The organism is Kaistia granuli DSM 23481 (assembly GCF_000380505.1).
Classification (GTDB): domain Bacteria; phylum Pseudomonadota; class Alphaproteobacteria; order Rhizobiales; family Kaistiaceae; genus Kaistia; species Kaistia granuli.
Window position 1 is genome coordinate 299,171 of record NZ_AQYH01000004.1, and the last position, 17,322, is coordinate 316,492.

General features: G+C 68.6%; 13 protein-coding genes and 1 riboswitch. Of the genes, 5 read left to right on the forward strand and 8 right to left on the reverse strand.

Annotation, left to right across the window (positions count from 1 at the left end; translation table 11 throughout):
• Window positions 1-41: 41 nt before the first annotated feature.
• Complete coding sequence (locus tag G342_RS0105320; RefSeq protein WP_018182073.1) at window positions 42-2,594, reverse strand: ligase-associated DNA damage response DEXH box helicase; 2,553 nt, start codon at window positions 2,592-2,594, stop codon at window positions 42-44.
• An 81-nt stretch (window positions 2,595-2,675) separates the two neighbouring features.
• A complete protein-coding gene (locus G342_RS0105325) occupies window positions 2,676-3,155 on the reverse strand; it encodes a hypothetical protein (RefSeq protein WP_018182074.1) in 480 nt (159 codons plus the stop codon).
• Window positions 3,156-3,278: 123 nt separating this feature from the next.
• On the opposite strand from G342_RS0105325, the gene G342_RS0105330 reads away from it, so the two are divergent.
• Window positions 3,279-4,301 (forward strand): ligase-associated DNA damage response exonuclease, encoded by a 1,023-nt coding sequence (locus G342_RS0105330; RefSeq protein WP_018182075.1) that lies wholly within the window; start codon window positions 3,279-3,281, stop codon window positions 4,299-4,301.
• Here G342_RS0105330 and G342_RS0105335 read toward each other — a convergent pair.
• Window positions 4,280-5,209, reverse strand: coding sequence for a DMT family transporter (locus tag G342_RS0105335; protein ID WP_026304143.1), 930 nt, complete (start codon window positions 5,207-5,209; stop codon window positions 4,280-4,282). The genes G342_RS0105330 and G342_RS0105335 overlap by 22 nt on opposite strands.
• Before the next feature lie 87 nt (window positions 5,210-5,296).
• Window positions 5,297-5,447: riboswitch (FMN riboswitch) on the reverse strand.
• Between the two features lie 108 nt (window positions 5,448-5,555).
• Between G342_RS0105335 and G342_RS0105340 the strand changes: the two genes are divergently transcribed.
• Both G342_RS0105340 and G342_RS0105345 read left to right on the forward strand, forming a co-directional pair.
• Window positions 5,556-7,355 carry a cisplatin damage response ATP-dependent DNA ligase gene (locus tag G342_RS0105340; RefSeq protein WP_018182077.1) on the forward strand — a complete coding sequence of 600 codons (1,800 nt, stop codon included), beginning with the start codon at window positions 5,556-5,558 and terminating at the stop codon, window positions 7,353-7,355.
• Between the two features lie 99 nt (window positions 7,356-7,454).
• Window positions 7,455-7,730 (forward strand): DUF6460 domain-containing protein, encoded by a 276-nt coding sequence (locus G342_RS0105345; protein WP_018182078.1) that lies wholly within the window; start codon window positions 7,455-7,457, stop codon window positions 7,728-7,730.
• A 12-nt stretch (window positions 7,731-7,742) separates the two neighbouring features.
• Here the strand turns inward: G342_RS0105345 and G342_RS0105350 are convergent, their stop codons facing one another.
• From G342_RS0105350 to G342_RS0105360, 3 genes are all read right to left on the reverse strand, one after another.
• Window positions 7,743-8,519 (reverse strand): TIGR02186 family protein, encoded by a 777-nt coding sequence (locus G342_RS0105350; protein ID WP_018182079.1) that lies wholly within the window; start codon window positions 8,517-8,519, stop codon window positions 7,743-7,745.
• Window positions 8,516-9,445 carry a sulfite exporter TauE/SafE family protein gene (locus G342_RS0105355; protein ID WP_026304144.1) on the reverse strand — a complete coding sequence of 310 codons (930 nt, stop codon included), beginning with the start codon at window positions 9,443-9,445 and terminating at the stop codon, window positions 8,516-8,518. Before G342_RS0105355 ends, G342_RS0105350 begins: the two co-directional genes overlap by 4 nt.
• Before the next feature lie 201 nt (window positions 9,446-9,646).
• Window positions 9,647-12,883, reverse strand: coding sequence for an SEL1-like repeat protein (locus tag G342_RS0105360; protein ID WP_040878244.1), 3,237 nt, complete (start codon window positions 12,881-12,883; stop codon window positions 9,647-9,649).
• A 360-nt stretch (window positions 12,884-13,243) separates the two neighbouring features.
• Here G342_RS0105360 and G342_RS0105365 point away from each other — a divergent pair, with 360 nt between their 5' ends.
• Together G342_RS0105365 and G342_RS0105370 are read left to right on the forward strand one after the other, a co-directional pair.
• Window positions 13,244-13,696, forward strand: a complete 453-nt coding sequence (locus G342_RS0105365; RefSeq protein WP_040878321.1) for a MerR family transcriptional regulator — start codon at window positions 13,244-13,246, stop codon at window positions 13,694-13,696.
• Between the two features lie 180 nt (window positions 13,697-13,876).
• The gene (locus G342_RS0105370) at window positions 13,877-14,431 is read left to right on the forward strand and encodes a hypothetical protein (RefSeq protein WP_018182083.1); all 555 of its coding nucleotides are present in this window, start codon (window positions 13,877-13,879) and stop codon (window positions 14,429-14,431) included.
• A 7-nt stretch (window positions 14,432-14,438) separates the two neighbouring features.
• Here the strand turns inward: G342_RS0105370 and pip are convergent, their stop codons facing one another.
• Both pip and G342_RS0105380 read right to left on the reverse strand, forming a co-directional pair.
• Window positions 14,439-15,419 carry a prolyl aminopeptidase gene (gene pip / locus G342_RS0105375; protein WP_018182084.1) on the reverse strand — a complete coding sequence of 327 codons (981 nt, stop codon included), beginning with the start codon at window positions 15,417-15,419 and terminating at the stop codon, window positions 14,439-14,441.
• A 14-nt stretch (window positions 15,420-15,433) separates the two neighbouring features.
• Window positions 15,434-17,278 carry a sodium:solute symporter family transporter gene (locus tag G342_RS0105380; protein WP_018182085.1) on the reverse strand — a complete coding sequence of 615 codons (1,845 nt, stop codon included), beginning with the start codon at window positions 17,276-17,278 and terminating at the stop codon, window positions 15,434-15,436.
• Window positions 17,279-17,322: the final 44 nt, after the last annotated feature.

Below are 17,322 nucleotides of genomic sequence, written 5' to 3' on the forward strand. Positions count from 1 at the left end.
AAGCCGAAGGGCTGGGCAGGGGCCTCTGGCCTTGCGCCCGCTCATTCCACCGCCGACGTCCCCACCGCTTCGCCCATCGCCTCGCGAACGAGGTCGTCAGCGTTTTCGCGCAGGATTTCCTCGTTCGCCTGGCCGCCGACCGGCTCCTTGCCGATATCGAGCATGACCGGAACGGCGAGCGGCGAGATGCGGTCGAGCGGCTGGTGCCGGATATGGTCCTTCACCCGCGCCAGCATGTCGGAGAGGCGGCCGACGTCGAGCAGCCCGGTCGCCGCGTCCGCCCAGGTCGCCTGCAGCAGGATGTGGTCCGGTTCGTGGGAGCGCAGCACGTCGTAGATCAAATCGGTCGAGATCGTGACCTGCCGGCCGGTCTTCTCCTTGCCGGGATGGCGGCGCTCGATCAGACCGGAGATCAGCGCGCAGCTGCGGAAGGTGCGCTTCAGAAGATGGCTCTCCGCCAGCCAGGCGTCGAGATCGTCGCCCAGCATGTCCTGGTCGAACAGGTCGCCGACCGAGGGCTTCTTCTTCGCGAAGGCGGCGCCCATGTCGCCGAGGCCCCAGACGGCGAGCGCATAATCCGAGGCGACGAAGCCCATTGGCTTCAACCGCGCCCTCTCGAGCCGCCGGGTCAGCAGCATGCCGAGCGTCTGGTGCGCCAGCCGCCCCTCGAACGGATAGGCGACCATGTAGAAGCGGTCACCGCGCGGAAACGTCTCGACCAGCAGCTCGTCGCGCGCCGGCAGGACGGAGGCCCATTTCTGCAGCGCGAGCCAGTCGGAGACCTGATGCGGCAACCGGCTCCACGCGCGCTCGTCGGCAATCAGCCCGCGCACGCCGTCGGCGAGATAGGTCGAGAGCGGGAACTTGCCGCCGAAATAGGACGGCACCTTGGGCGCCTCGTTGACGGTCCGGCTGACGATCGCCTCATTGTCGCGGATGCCTTCGAGGCGGAGCACGAGGCCGGCGAACAGGAAGGTGTCGCCGGGCACCAGCGTCTCGAGGAAATATTCCTCAACCTCGCCGAGAACGCGCCCGCCCATGCCGAGGGGCCCGCCGCGCTTGCGCGAGGCGAGCCGCACCTTCAGCATCGGATCGGCAACGATGGTGCCGACATTCAGCCGGTATTGCTGCGCGACCGACGGATGGCTGATGCGCCAAAGGCCGTCGACGCCACGCCGTATCTTGGCGAAGCGTTCATAGCTCTTCAGCGCATAGCCCCCGGTGGCGACGAAATCGACGACGCGGTCGAAATTTTCACGCGATAGCGATGTGTAGGGCGCGGCCGAACAGACCTCGTCATGCAGGGTGTCGGCGGAAAACGGCGCGGCGCAGGCCATGCCCAGCACATGCTGCGCCAGCACGTCGAGCGAGCCGGCCTTCGGGCGCGGCGTATCCTGCGCGCCGATCGTGCTCGCCTCCAGCGCCACGGTGCATTCCATCACCTCGAAGCGGTTGGCCGGCACCAGCAGGGCGCGCGATGGCTCGTCCATGCGGTGATTGGCGCGGCCGATCCGCTGCGCCAGCCGGCTGGCGCCCTTCGGCGCGCCGACATTGACGACGAGGTCGACATTGCCCCAATCGATGCCGAGGTCCAGCGTCGAGGTGCAGACGACGCAACGCAGGCTGCCGGCCGCCATGGCACTTTCGACCTTGCGGCGTTGGCCGGCATCGAGCGAACCGTGATGCAGCGCGATCGGCAGGACGTCGTCATTGACCTGCCAGAGCTCCTGGAACACGCGCTCGGCCTGGCTTCGCGTGTTGACGAAAACAAGCACCATGCCGTTCGCCTGGATTGCGGCGTAGATCTCGCCGATCGCATGCACGGCCGAATGCCCGGCCCAGGGTAGGCGCTCCTCGGTGTCGAGGATGGTGATCTCCGGCTTGGCGCCGCCGGCGACGGTGACGAGATCGGACAGGTTGGCTGGTTCGCCTTGTGTCTGCGGCATTAGCCAGGCGCGCAGATCGTCCGGCTCGGAGACGGTGGCCGACAGGCCAACGGCGCGAAGGTCCGGCGCGAGTTTTCGCAGCCGCGCGAGGCCGAGCGACAAGAGATCGCCGCGCTTGGCCGTCACGAGCGCGTGCAACTCGTCGAAGATCACGGTCTTCAGGTCCCCGAAAAAGCGGCCGGCGTCGGGATGTGAGAGCAGCAGCGCCACTTGCTCGGGCGTCGTCAGCAGGATCTCCGGCGGCTTCAGCTTCTGGCGCTGGCGCTTGTGCGCCGGCGTGTCTCCGGTGCGCGTCTCGATCGCGATGTCGAGGCCGATCTCGGCCACCGGCATCTCCAGATTGCGGGCGATGTCGACGGCGAGCGCCTTCAGCGGCGAGATGTAGAGCGTATGCGGCCCGCGCCCGGCCTTGCCGGCGGGAGGGCGGGTGGCGAGATCGACGAGGGTGGGCAGGAAACCGGCCAGCGTCTTGCCGGCGCCGGTCGGTGCGATCAGCAGGGCGGAGCGGTTCTCAGCCGCCTTTTCCAGGAGCGCGAGCTGATGCGGCCGCGGCGCCCAGCCGCGACGGGCGAACCAGTCGGCGAATGCGTCGGGCAGGCTCGCGACAAGGCTTCCAGGGTCGGCTTGGGGGCGAAACTGGTGTGTCACATCCGAGAGGTAGCGCGCGGGATCGTCGTCGCCAAGGGAAATTGGAACAAAACGGGACCGCGGTTAAGCCCGGCAGGGCCATCAGGCCCGTTCGAACCGCATCACCCAGTTCTTTTCCCAATTGTCGCCGCCATCGGCCGAGAACCATTGTTCCCAGACCGGCCGCTCTCCGGCGATCCAGTCGAAGCGCACGCGCACCGGAACCCCGCCCTCCCTATCGTCGCCGAAGAACTGGCCATGCCCGTTCCGGAACTGGCCGATGGTCGGCGGGAAAAGCCGGAAGCTCTTGGTGTCCGACCAGTAGATCGACCAGAGGCCGGAAACGGGATCGAAAAGGCGCAGCGTCATGCCGGTGAAGCCGCGCGCCGGGACGAACATCGTGTCCAGATTGCCGCCATGCTCGTCCGCATGCCTCCCCTCGGGGATCGGCATCACCTTCTCCACGCGGGAGGTCGCCGGGAAAGTTTCCCACTCCGTCGAGCCGACGAGGCGGTGCTTCAAGAATTCGTTGGTGATGCTCCACTCGCCGATCAGGAAGTCGAAGTCGCTGAAATCACTCATCTGCCCCTCCGCGCCATCTGTGGATCATGACGTTGTCCCAGCGAAAAGGGAACGGCAAGGAATCCTCGCGCGGATCTCGCAGGTTCCCCTTTCATCCGGGTAGAGACCACCTAGATTGGAGCCATGCGCCCATCCGACCTGCTGTCCCCCGTTCCGGAAGGCCTCTATTGCCCGCTCGGCGGCTTCCATATCGATCCCGTGCGGCCGGTGGCGCGGGCGCTGATCACGCATGGCCACTCCGACCATGCCCGGCCCGGCCATGGCGCGGTGATGGCGACGCGCGAGACGCTCAAGATCATGGCCGAGCGCTATGGGCCCGATTTCGCCGGCAGCGAGACAGTGGCTCGTTTCGGCGAGGTCGTGACGATCGGCGACGTTACGGTGCGGTTTCATCCGGCCGGCCATGTGCTGGGCTCGGCGCAGATCGCCGTCGAGGCGAAGGGAATGCGCATCGTCGCGTCCGGCGACTACAAGCGCCGGCGCGACCCGACCTGCGCACCGTTCGAGCCGGTGAAGTGCGACGTCTTCATCACCGAGGCGACCTTCGGCCTGCCTGTGTTCCGCCATCCCGATGATGGCCACGAGATCGGCAAGCTGCTCGCCTCGCTCGCCGCCTTCCCGGAGCGGGCGCATCTCGTCGGCGCCTATGCGCTCGGCAAGGCGCAGCGGGTGATCAAGCGGCTGCGCGAGGAAGGCTACGACCGCACGATCTACATCCACGGCGCGCTGGAGCGGCTCTGCCGGCTCTATCAGGAAGAGGGCATCGACCTTGGCCCGCTGGAGGCGGCGACCGTCGAGGCCGGCCGCAAATCCGCCGGCAACACGGATTTCGCCGGCGCGATCGTCGTCGGGCCGCCCTCCGCCTTCGCCGATCGCTGGGCGCGGCGGTTTCCCGATCCCGTCTCCTGCTTCGCGTCCGGCTGGATGTCGATCCGTCAGCGCGCCAAGCAGCGCGGCGTCGAGCTGCCGCTGATCATTTCCGATCATTGCGACTGGGCCGAGCTGACCCAGACGATTGCCGAGATTGCTCCCGCCGAGGTCTGGGTCACGCATGGCCGCGAGGAGGCGCTGGTTCGCTGGTGCGAGCTGGCGGGGATCCGCGCTCGGCCGCTGCACATGGTCGGCTACGAGGACGAGGCGGAGTAGGCGACCTTGGCGCCCTGCTGCCGGCTTTCCCGCCAGAGCAGGAACATCGACGCGCCGACGATTAGTGCCGCACCCGCCCAGAGATGGCTGGGCGGGATCCAGCCGAAGACGAGCCAGCCGGCCAGCACGTTGAGCGGCAGTTTCACATGGTCGAAGGGCTGCACATAGGCAGCGTCGGCGCGGGCATAGGCGAGCGCCAGGAAACCCTGGGCCGCGGCCGTGAGCACGCCGACGGCGACGATCGCGATCCAGGCGTCGCCGGACGGCAGGGCGATGCCGGAGGGCAGCGCCAGCAGCAGATTGACCGGCGCGAGCAGCAGCAGCAGCCAGGCGGTCACCGCCTCGGGGCTGTCCTCGGCGAGCAGCTTCTTCTGGGTCAGCGACACGCCGGCCCAGAGCACCGAGGCCGCCAGCGGATAGAGGCTCGCCGTCGTGAAGGCTTCGGAAAACGGGTCGAGGATGATCAGCCCGCCGGCGAAGCCGACGATCACGGCGAGCCAGCGCTCGATCGACACCTTCTCGCCGAGGAACAGCCCGGCCCCGAGCGTGACGATGAAGGGCGAGGTCATGACGAGGGCGATCGCCTGGCCGATCGGCACGGCATGCGAGAGGCCGAGCACCCAGAATTGCACGCCGATGGCGGCGAGCAGGACACGAAACGCCTGCAGGCCCGGCCGGCGGGTCCGGAGCGACGGCAGGCCGCGCCGCGCCGCCCAGGGCAGGATGACGACAAGCGCGATGGCATATTGCAGGAAGGCGGCCGTCGGTGCCGGCAGATGCAGGCGGACAGTGGCGATCTGTTCGAGAATGTTGACGCCGGCGAAAGCGACGCCGGCCAGCACCATCCAGAGGGCGCCGGCGACCGGCGCTCCGAGAGCGGAAGGCTTGGTGAGGGTAGTCTGACTCATGTTGGTTCCCATCGGGTTCGACAACACGAAATCAGGGCATGAGCAAAAACACGCGCGCCAGCCGCAAAGGCTGGTTCGCTGGGTCTTCGCCGTTCTCTTCCATCCGGACTATGACCGTCGGCTTCGGAATTCAACCGAATCTGCTGACCCTTCCCGCTGGAACGGAAAGGCGCTCGCGGGCTTGAAGGAGATCCTTCTTACCGCCGGTGGGGAGTTACACCCCGCCCTGAGAACGAGGCCCGGCCGCAGGGCCGAGCGATCCACAGTTAGGGGTTCGGGCGCGCCTCTGCAACCCTCCCTGCCGGCGGGGCTTTCCGACCTCGCGGCCAGAACCTAGATTGAGGCCATGCAGGATTTCGCCGCTCTCCTCGATCGCCTGATCCTGACGCCGTCGCGCAACGCCAAGCTGCGGCTGATGGCGGAGTATTTTCGTACGACCCCGGATCCCGACCGCGGCTGGGCGCTGGCGGCGCTGACCGGCTCGCTTGACGTGCCCGCCGTCAAGCCGGCCATGCTGCGGGCGCTGGTCGCCGAACGCATCGACGAGGTGCTGTTCGCCTATTCCTATGACTATGTCGGCGACCTCGCCGAGACCATCGCTCTGGTCTGGGACGAGGGCGGTGTCATTTCCAGATCGTCGGAGCCGGTACCCCTCTCTCCAACTCTCCCCCACAAGGGGGAAGAGGGCGCGCCGGCTGGTGTTCTCGACGTTTCCATAACCGAAAGCCGAAAGCCCTCCCCCCTTGTGGGGGAGGGTTGGGTGGGGGGTACCACCTCGACGCCTGACGCCTCTCTCAAGACAAACACCCCCTCGCTCTCCGCCATCGTCGAGACCCTGCTCGCCTCCTCGCGCGCCGATGGACCGCGTCGCGTCGCCGCCTTTCTCGATGCACTCGATGCCGAGGGCCGCTGGGCGCTGCTGAAACTCGTCACCGGGGGCCTGCGCATCGGCGTCTCGGCGCGGCTCGCGAAGCAGTCGCTGGCCGATTTCGGCAAGGAAAATGTCGAAGGGCTCTTGGTCAACGAGATCGAGGAGCTCTGGCACGGTCTGAAGCCGCCCTATTTGCCGCTGTTCGCCTGGCTGGAGGGGCGGGCGGAGAAGCCGATATCCTCGGCCAGGGCGCCGTTCCGGCCGGTGATGCTGGCGCAGCCGATCGAGGAGACGGACCTGCCGCGCATCGATCCCGAGATATACGCGGCGGAGTGGAAATGGGACGGTATCCGCGTTCAGGCCGTCTCGGACCAGGGCGTCCGCCGGCTCTATACGCGCACCGGCGAGGATATCGGCGACACATTCCCGGACATGCTGGAGGCGCTCGATTTCGACGGCGCCATCGACGGCGAATTGCTGGTCGGTCGCCGCGAGGGCGAGGCGATCCAGCCGGGCTCCTTCTCGGAGCTGCAGCAGCGCCTCAACCGCAAGACCGTTTCCGGCAAGCTGATCGCCAGCCATCCGGCCTTCATCCGCGCTTATGATTGCCTCGTCGACGGCATGGACGATGTCCGGGCGCTGCCGTTTCGCGAGCGGCGGATGCGGCTCGAGGGCCTTGTCGCCGGCTCGCTCGCCAGCCGTATCGATCTGTCGCCGCTGGTCGCCTACGAGACCACCGACGAACTGATGGAAAAGCGCAGCTTGCCGCCTGTGCCCGTCATCGAGGGACTGATGCTGAAACGCTGGGATTCGGTCTATGAGCCTGGCCGGCCGAAGGGGCCGTGGTTCAAGTGGAAGCGCGACCCCTACACGGTCGACGCGGTGCTAATGTATGCGCAGCGCGGCCACGGCAAGCGCTCGTCCTTCTATTCCGACTACACCTTCGGCGTCTGGAAGACGGGCGAGGGCGGTGACGAGCTGGTGCCGGTCGGCAAGGCCTATTTCGGCTTCACCGACGAGGAGCTGGTCGAGATCGATCGCTTCGTTCGTCGCAACACGCTGAACCGCTTCGGCCCGGTGCGCGAGGTGACGCATAGCGCCGCGACGGGTCTGGTGTTCGAGGTGGCATTCGAGGGGCTCAATCGATCGACGCGGCATAAATCCGGCGTCGCCATGCGCTTTCCCCGCATCAGCCGGCTGCGCTGGGACAAGCCTCCGGCCGAGGCCGACCGGATCGAGACGCTGGAGGGGTTGCTTGGCCCGGACGCAGGATGAAACGCCAGCGGTGATTTAGCCGGTTTTCCGGCTGCACCGATCCGCTATCATCCCACCGAATCGAACGCCGGGTCCGTGTCGGGCGCGGTGTCACAGGAGATGACGATGAACGGCCTTCAACGCTTCATGGGCGGCTCGCCCGCCCAGGTCCTGCTCCGGCTGATCGTCATTTCGCTGATCGTCGGCGTCGTGCTTTCGGCGCTCGGCCTGTCGCCCTACGACATCGTCGAAAAGGCCCGGCAGCTGGTCTGGCGCGTCTGGAACATGGGCTTCGGCGCCATTGAGTGGTTCTGGCAGTATTTCCTGCTCGGCGCCGTGATCGTGATCCCGGTCTGGGTCATCATCCGCCTGCTCAATCTCGGCAAGGGCGGCTGAGGCAGCGCTGCCTCAGTCCTTGCGGAAGATGACGCCGGCGAGCCAGCCGGTGAAGATCGCCAGGATCACGCAGAGGACGCCGTAGAGCAGACCCTGATTGTGGGCGAGATCGAAGGTGAACTGCTCGAAGCCCATCTTGGCGATGCGGATCTCCGATTGGTCCGTCGCCAGCAGCGCGCCGTCGCGGAACAGGTAGACGGTCACGACATAGCGGCCGACCGGCACGTTGGCCGGAATGCGCATGGCGGTCTGGAAGATCTCGGTGCCGGGAAAGGTGACGCCATAGGCCTCGCTGCGGAACAGCCCGTCCTGCTGCTTCAGCCGGACGAAAGCCTTGCGGAACTCGTCGTCGGCATTGGCCGTCTCCGCGCCGTCATCGGCCGAGACCGGGAAGACGAGGTTGTCGGCGCCGATCTGGAAGCGCTTCAGGATCTGCGGCGTCGACACTTCCGACAGTGGCCGCGACGAATTGAGGGCATAGAAGGACGGGATGTTGACGAAGGTGCGCGAGGCGCTGTTCAGCCAGATGCCGAGAAAACGGGCCTTCTGGCGTGTCACCACGGTCTCGGGCGGCCCCTTGATGGCGACGACGACATCGTAAAATTCGGCGCGCGAGACGGTCGCCGCGTCGCGCTCGATGGCGCCGAACACGGTGATGCTGGTGCCGGTGAAGTTGGAGGTGATCCGCACCTCCTCGGCCGAGAGGGCGACGATCAGCTTTTCGGCGCGGGCGGGGGACAGCCCCAGGCAGAGGGCGGCGAGCGACAGGAGAAGCGCGAGCCGTCTCACCTTGTATCGCCCGTCAGCGTCGCCAGCGAGAACAACTCGGCCGGCGTGTGCACCAGATCGACGAAGAAGCGGGCGCCGACGGCCAGCACCAAGAGGGCCAGCATGGCGCGCAGCTGGTCGCCGCGGACAAAGGCGCCGACCCGCGTGCCGAATTGCGCGCCGATGACGCCGCCGACCATCAGGATCAGCGCCAGCACGCCGTCGACCGTGTGGTTGCTGGTCGATTGCAGCACGGTGGCGACTGCCATCGTGCCGGTCATCTGGATCAGCGACGTGCCGATGACGATGTTGGTCGGCACGCGCAGCAGATAGATCAGGGCCGGTACCAGGATGAAGCCGCCACCGATGCCGAGCAGCGAGCCGAGCGCGCCGATGCCGACGCCGATCGCGATGATCGGAATGACGCTGATGTAGAGCTTGGAGCGCTGGAAACGCACCTTGAACGGCAGGCCATGCGCCCAATTGTGCTGGCCGGGCTTGCGCAGCGGCGCCGGACGGCCGCGCCGCGCATTGATCATGGCGCGGATCGATTCCGTCAGCATCAGCCCGCCGACGAGGCCGAGGAAGGTCACGTAGCAGATGGCGATGACCAGATCGAGCTGGCCCCAGCGGCGAAGCAGGCTGAAGATGCCGACGCCGAGCGACGAGCCGACCACTCCCGAGGCGACCAGCACGCCGGCGAGCTTCATGTCGATCATTCGCCGCCGCCAGAAGGTGATCGCCGCCGATGCCGACGAGGCGACGACCTGCGCCGTGGTGCTGGCGACCGCCACAGCGGGCGGAATGCCGGAGAAGATCAGCAGCGGGGTGAGCAGGAAGCCGCCGCCGACGCCGAACAGGCCCGAGAGAAAGCCGACGGCGCCGCCCATGCCGAAGATGATGAACATGTTCACCGGCAGTTCGGCTATGGGGAGATAGATCTGCACGACGACAGAACCGCTGGCACAGGGTGACGTTGAGGCAGGCGCCGGCCGCGCCGGGGCGAAGCCAAGACGAAACGATCACAAAGCCTTGTCAAGACAAGGGCATGACAAGGCCACGGATGTTGGGCCGATAAAGCCTCTTGTCCCGCCTGTGTCAACGCTTGTTCCGGCGGCAGCGGTAACGCGCCGGCCGGTCGCCCCGTCTCAGCCGCGCGGCGTCGCCGTCCGGGTCACGTCTCGCATGGTCATCTGCGCGCCGGAGGCCTTCCATTCCGGCTTGATGCGCGGCTCCGAATTGGCGGTGGTGTCGAGCGGCTGCGCCTTGAAGGTCTGCACGCTGGCGCGGGCCGCCGCCAGCGCGTCCGGCTTCATCGCCTTGGCTACTTCGTCGCGCCGCTTGGCGGCGTCGCGGTCGCCCTGCTGGGCGGCGAGCGCGAACCACTTGTACGACTGCACCAGATCGACGCCGACGCCGAGCCCGCGCGCATAAAGCACGCCGAGATTGTACTGGCTGTCGGCGACCCCGAGATTGGCGGCCCGGATGAAATACTGGGCCGCCTTGCCGTAGTCCGGATCGCCCGTCGCGCCTTCGCTCATCAGCACGGCGAGATTGTGCGTGGCGCGGGCATTGCCCTGATCGCTTGCCTTCTCGTACCAGCCCTGGGCGGCGGCGAGGTCGCGCTGCACGCCGTCGCCGCGTTCATAGAGGCTGCCGGTCCGGTACTGCGCGATGGCGAGGCCGGCCTCGGCGGAACGCTGATACCATTCGGCCGCCAGGCGCGCGTCCTTCGGCTTGCCGTTGCTGCCCTCGGCGAGCCGGCGGCCCATCTCGAAGGCGGCGGCCGCGTCGCCCTTGGCGGCGGCGGTCTCGAGGTCCATGCCGGTCGTGGCGCCGGTCGCCGGGGCGCTGAAGCCGGAGGCGGGCGGCCCTTCGGGCGCGATGGCGGCGAAGCGGCTGTCGGTCGCGGCCGGCGGAGCGAAGGCAAGGGCGCCGGCGCCCTCGGCGTTCGGCGCCACCATGGCGTTCGGAGCTGGCTTCGCGGCGGGAGCGGCCGGTGCGGCGGCGGGCTTTGCCGGGATCGAGCCGGTGGCGACGGGATCGGTCGTGCCGTTGGTCGGGGCGCCCTTCGACGCCTGGCGTCCCGGCGGATCGGTCAGCTGCATCGCGCCGATGGCGAGCACGATGGCAGCGATCGCCAGCACGAGCGGCCGCTTGCGGGCGCGCAGTGCGTCGCCGATGCGGGTGAAGGTGCTCGGCTTGTCGCCATGCTTCTCGACCTCGGCCATCGCCTCGGCCGTCTCCGACTGCGCGGCCTGGGCGGCGCGGCGGGCGGCAGCGATGAAATCGGCCTTGCGGTCGCCGGGTCTGGCGGCCGGCGCGGGCGCGGACACCGCCGGCGCGATCTGCGGCGGCACGGGCCGACCGGAGCCGGGGGCGAGCGGACGATGTTCCTCCGGCAATCCCGTGCCGAGCGAGGAAGTCGTCTCCGCAGGTGTCGGCGCGGCGGCGAAGGCGGGGGCGGCGTCGCCCCGTTCCTCGATTTCCAGCTGCGCGATGCGATGCACGACCTTGGCCAGCGTGTTGTGCACGGCCTCGAGCGTATCGTGGGTCTGGCGGTCCGAGCGCTCGGCCGCCGTCTGCAGGGCGCGCATGTCGTCGCGCAGCGCCTGGATCAGATGGTCGTCCGGCCGGCCGGGCAGATTGCCTGCGAATTCCTGGAAGGTCGCGCGGGCGGCGTCGCGAGCCGCCTCGATCGTGTCCTGGCGGCTGTCGCCGAGCAGCGACTGCAGCCGGTCCAGATTCTCCTCGACGCGGGCGAGCGCATGGGGATCGGCGCCGGCCGAGACCTGCTCCGCCAGGGCGCCGACCTGCGCCTCCAGCTGCGCCAGCGCCTGATGGTCGTCCGGGCGCGTCGTCTCGTCGAGCCGGCGGACCAGGGCCTGCATCTGCTGCTCGATCGCGTCGAGGCGGACGGGTTCGCGCGCCGCGAAGTCCTCGCGCAGCTGGCTGATCTCCAAGCGCAGCCCGTCGAAGGCGTCGGGGGCAGCGGGGGCGCGCAGCGTCGGCAATTCGGCCAGGGCGTCGAAACGGCCCGCCAGCGCGTCGATCCGGTCCTCCAGCCGCGACAATGCGGTTGAATCGATGCCGACCGGGCGCGGGTCGATGTCGTCGATGGTCGAGCGGATGCCGGCGATCTGCTTCTCGAGCCGGATCAGCGCCAGCGGATCGGCGCCGCGCGAGAAGCCGTCCATGTCGCGGCGGAGCGAATCGATCTCGCGCTCGATGCCGGAAAGGTCGATGGCGGGCGCCGGCCGGGCGGCGAGCGTGTCGATGGCGGCGTGCAGGCTGGCGATCTGGCGCTCGACGGCGGCGCTGACCGCGTCGGAGCGCGAGATCGACAGCGAGGCGACGGCGTTGCGGATGTCCTCGATCTCGGTTTCGACCTCGCGCGACGGCGCGCTCGCCTCGATCGAGGTGGCGAGCTGGGCGATCTCGCGGGCGAGACGATCGAAGCGATCCGGCTCGGGCACCTGGCGGACGATGTCGTCCAGCCGCTCGATGATGTGGCCATAGCCGGATTCGATGCTGGCGAGCGTCGTCTCGCGTGCCGCGAGCTCGACCGACTGACGGATTTCCGCCAGCTCGCGGCGCAGCAGCTCGACGGCGTCCGGCTCGGGCGACCGCGTCTCGGCCAGCGCCTGGATGCGGGCCGCCAGTTCGTTCTTCAGCGATTGCCCGTTCTCGTCGGTCCGGCGCGCCTCGGCGTTGATGCGACGGCCGAGAATGGCGATGTCGTCGCGCAGCGCCGCGATGGCGTCCTCGATGGCGACGGCGTCGAACTGGTTGGGCGCGCCGCTGGTCTCGCGGTCGATCGCCTGCTGGCGATGCGAGATCTCGGCGATGGCGGCCTGCAGGCTGGCCAGCGTCTCGCCGCGGGCGTGCGACGGCGCGGCAGCCGGCGGCGCCCGGCGAACGGGCGCCGGCTGCGCAGCCTGGACGGGCGCCGGCTGAACCGGTGTGGACTTGGCGGCGGCGAGCTGGTTGGCGAGGGCGGCAAGGCGGGTCTCGATGCCACTCAGCCGTTCCGACTGGCGGTCGTCGAGCTGGCGTCCGAGCGCGTCGATGCGGCCCTCGAGGGCGGCTCGACTGGCATCCGGCTGTGGCGCGGCGGGTTTGGCGGGCTGTTCCACGCGCGGCGCGGGCTGGCGCCGCGAGGAGCCCTCGATGGTATCGATCTGTCGCGTGAGATTGTCGACGAGGGCGGACAGCGCGGCCAGGCGTTCGGCGCCGTCGGGTTCGGTCCGCCGCGCTAAAGCAGCCGGCGAACGCAGCGGAAGGTCCGAACCCGACTGGCCCGCTCCGTAACCCGACCTGCTGCCCGACTTCATGACCTGCAACCCCTGGATGCCCCGACCATCGGCATCGTCCCCATCTGTCATTGTCTCGCTGCCCGCACCGGACCGAATTTCGTCCCCGCGGCGCGGCCCGATTCACGATTCCGGCCTGCGGGGAGCTTCGCGCCGACATGGTAAACAGGCGGTTAACCGATCCGCCTCTCTTACACGCTTCGGTAACGAGGCTTAATGATTTCTGACGGAGAGCCTACGCTTATCGTGCCTCCAACGCGGTTCACCCGGCCCATTTAACAGTTATCGGAGAAGGAAATTTCCGTTACGTGACGCTAAAGCGCTTTACCTGACGCAGCGACACCTGCATGAAAAGGGCATGCATTTCGGCGGCCGCAACGTCGGTTCGTCCGTTTCGGTACAACCAAGAATAAGGATGTGTCCCTCATGAGCATGGCCCAACTTGCGGGGATTTCCCGTGAAGATCTCGACGGTGCCGGTACCCCCGACGGCAACAAGCAGACCACTTTCACGATCGGCGACCTGTCGCGCGAGTTCGACGTCACGCTTCGGACGCTGCGCTTCTACGAGGACAAGGCGCTGCTCAACCCGCGCCGCGAGGGCCTGAACCGCATCTATTCCCGTCGCGATCGCTCGCGGCTCAAGCTGGTGCTGATGGGCAAGAAGGTCGGCTTCTCGCTGACCGAGATCAAGGAGATGCTCGATCTCTACGATCTGAAGGACGGCCAGGTGCTGCAGATGCGGCTTGCCCTGCGCAAGTTCAACGAGCAGATCGAAGTGCTGGAGCGCCAGAAGGTCGACATCGAGCAGGCGCTCGACGAACTTCGCCGCACCGTCGACGTCGTCGCCGGCCTGCTGCGCCAGAAGGAAGCCGGCGCCGCCTGAGCGACGCCCGTCTCGCGAGATTGACTGGCCGCGCCGGGCTTGCCCCGGGCGCGGCTGCTAAGGTCGGCACCCTATTCTCCTCCCTGGGGTGCCGACCTTTCCCGACCCGACCCGTCGCCGGGTTCGCTCCGAAGTCGCCCCATGCTATGGTCGCCGGGGGCCAGAAAAGGGAGCAAGCCGATGCTGCTGACGTTCACCCGAGGGCCGATCGGTCCGACGCCGATGCGCCGCCTTCCCGGGCGAGCCGCCCTCGCGACGGCGCTGCTTTTCGCCGCCGCTCCATTCGGCGCTCAAGCCGAAACCGTCGACCAGCCTCCCGCCGCCGCATCGCCATCCCCGGCCGCCGAAGCCGCCCCCCGCGCCGGCCGCTACACCATGGTCCCGGCCGAAGGCGGGTTCGTCCGCCTCGATACCGAGACCGGCGACGTCTCGCATTGCCAGCGCGGTGCCGCGACCGAAGGCGGAGTCTGGCGCTGTGCTGCCATCCCCGAAAACGTGCTGGCCAAGCCGGCGCCGGCCGCCGCGCCGCCCGGCGGGGATGTCGCCGAGCTCCGGCGGCAGGTCGAAACCCTTCGCGCCCGCATCGACGAGATCGAGCGCCGGACCGAGCCCAAGGCGCAGCTTTCCGGCGATCCGGAGCTCGACCGCGCCATGAACTTCAGCGAGGAGCTGATGCGCCGCTTCTTCGGCATGGTGCGCGAACTGAAGCAGGACGCCGATCAGGGCCGGATCTGAAGCGCCTTCAGGTGGCGCGGGCCTTGAAACGCTCCGTTGCCGCGATCAGCTCGTGGATGTTGCCGGGCTCCGACATGGCATGCCCGGCGTCCGCGACGATTCGCAAATCGGCTTCCGGCCAGACCTTCGACAGATCCCAGGCGATCGCGGCCGGCGTGCAAAGGTCGTAGCGGCCATGCACGATAACGCCCGGAATGGCGGCGATGCGGCCGGCATTGGCGAGGATGAAGTCGTCGCGATCGAAAAAGCCCCGGTTGATGAAGTAGTGGGCTTCGATGCGGGCGAAGGCGAGCGCGTAATAGGGCGAGCCGAAGGCCGAAACCCGCAGCGGATCGGGCATCAGCGACAGCGCATTCCCCTCCCACATGCTCCAGGCGCGCGCCGCCTGGATGCGGACGGCCTCGTCCTCCGAGGTCAGGCGCTTGTAATAGGCGCCGATCATGTCCTGCCGCTCCTCGGGCGGGATCGGCGCCTGATAGGCTTCAAACGCCTCCGGCAGCAGCCACGAGGCGCCCTCCTGGTAGAACCACAGCAATTCGCGCAGGCGCAGCGTGAAGATGCCGCGCAACACCAGTTCGCTCACCCGCTCCGGATGTGTCTCGGCATAGGCGAGCGCCAGGCATGAGCCCCACGAGCCGCCGAACAGCTGCCATCGCCCGATGCCCAGATGGGCGCGGATAGTCTCCATGTCGCCGACGAGATCCCAGGTCGTGTTCTCGCGCAGCTCGGCATGCGGGGTCGAGCGGCCGCAGCCGCGCTGGTCGAACAGGATGATCCGGTAGGCGTCGGGGTCGTGATAGCGGCGCATGTTGGGGCCGCAGCCGGCGCCGGGCCCGCCATGCACCATCAGCACCGGCTTGCCGTTCGGATTGCCACATTCCTCGACATGGATCTCGTGCAGGGCAGACACCTTGAGCCGGTGCACGGCGTAGGGCTCGATCGCGGGAAAGAGCTGCAGGCGGTTCTGGGCGAAGGAATCGGGCGGCACGGCGTGGCTCCGGGTCAGGCGTCGGTCGGGTCGTCGGCGTCGGGTTTGCGCTCATTTTGGGGCGCGAGCTTGGCGGTGAAGACCGGCAGCGCATCGAACAGCGTAACCGGCGTCGTGCTCGACGGCGCCGCGGCGGGCGCTGCCGGAGCGGGCGCGGGCTCGGGTTCGGCCGGGACGGCTACTGGAGCAGCGGTGCCGACGACGGCGGCCGGGGCCGGCTTGGGCGCCGTGAGCGTGAGGAATGTCGATGTCAAAGCCCGCTTCAGCCGGCGGGCGGTGTAGCGCAGGCGGAGCCAGACTAGCGGCCAGTGGATGCCGGGCAGCAGCGAGAGCGCGAGAAGCGTGGCCAGGCCGCAGACAATGCCGATCAGACCTGACAGCCCGACGGGCAGTCCGAACCACCCGGTCGGTCCCAGCACGGTCGGCGTCACCGTGCCCATGCCGAGAAAACGGCCGGCGAAATCCGGCGCGAAGCGCGCGAGCAGCACATTGGCGACCGTTAGCCACAAGCCGACCGCGATGGCGGCGACGGCCGCGACCGGCGTTGCGCGGCGCATGCGCCAGCCGACCAGCAGCAGCGGCGCGAGGCTCGCCGCCGAGACCGACAGGGCGACCCCCGCCAGCATGGCGATGCTGCCGATGGCCATCCGGTTCATGCCGAGAATGGCGAAGGCGACCAGCAGAATCCCGAGGCGGGCGATGAAGATGCGGCGGCCGGCCGGCGCGCCACGTTCCACAAAGGCGCCGTAGAGATCGTGGCCGAGGGTGGTGGCGACGGTGGCGAGGCCCATGGCGATGGCGATCAGCGACGCCGCCAGCAGGCCGCCGATTAACAGCACCGCCGGCATGGCGGAAAGCCCGACCCGGTCGGGGAAGCTCACGACGAGGCCGAGCGGGTCGGTCGTCGCCTCGATTCCCGCCAGCCGGCCATAGACGGCATAGCTGGGCGCTGCCAGCAGGATCACGGCTGTAACAGCGATGCCGAGCAGCAGATGGCGCCGGGCCGGCGGCCGCTTGGCGGTCGACCAGGCCGGAAAGATCAGCGTCGGCATCGCCGCGACGCCGGCGACCAGCGAGATGGCGAAGGCGGTGATCACCAGATCCGGGATGCGCGTCGCGCTGGTCAGCGTCTCCGGCTCGACAAGTCCGATCCAGGGCATCGGCAGCCAGGTCTCGCCGAGCGAGACCGCCGCGACCGGCACCAGGTAGGAGAGGGCGACGATCGGCCCGAGCACGGCGGCGACGGCGATGGCAGCGCGCAGGCCGCCGACGATGCAGCCGAGCGCGGCGAGGCCGAGGATGATGTCCTCGGCGAGTTGCGGCGGCAGGCCGAGCATGCGCGCCGCAACCGTGCCGGCGAGGGCCGCCTCGGCCGCGAGCAGCGGCAGCAAGGTCAGCATGACGGCGATGGCGGCGAGCGCCCGCGCCGGCGCGCCGAACCGCGTGCCGAGCGCCTCGGCCAGGGTCGTCGCATGAACGGCGCGCGCCGAGGGGGCGACGACCAGCGTGGCGAGCGCCAGCCCGGTGACGAAGGCTGCGATCAGGATCAGCCCGCGGCCGCCGCCGAGCGCGGTTCCGACCGGACCGGCGATGAGGACGATGGCCGAGAGCGCGGAGCCGGCGACCGCCCAGCCGACGGCGGTCGACGCCAGGTTGCCGCCCCGCATCAGATCGCCGAAATCGAGCGAGCGCAGGCGGATGGCGACCACTGCTGCGATCGCCAGCGGAACGATGGGGAAAAGGGCTGGCAGCACCGGCCAGGCGCCGAACTGGTCGAGCGCCTCGACGAGGGCGAGGCTCGCCAGAACGATGACGAAGGCGGTCACCGCCATGGTGCCGAGACGCAGCTCTCCGACCAATTCAGCCTCTTTCGGTCCCTGTGGAGGCCGATCGGACAGGAGCT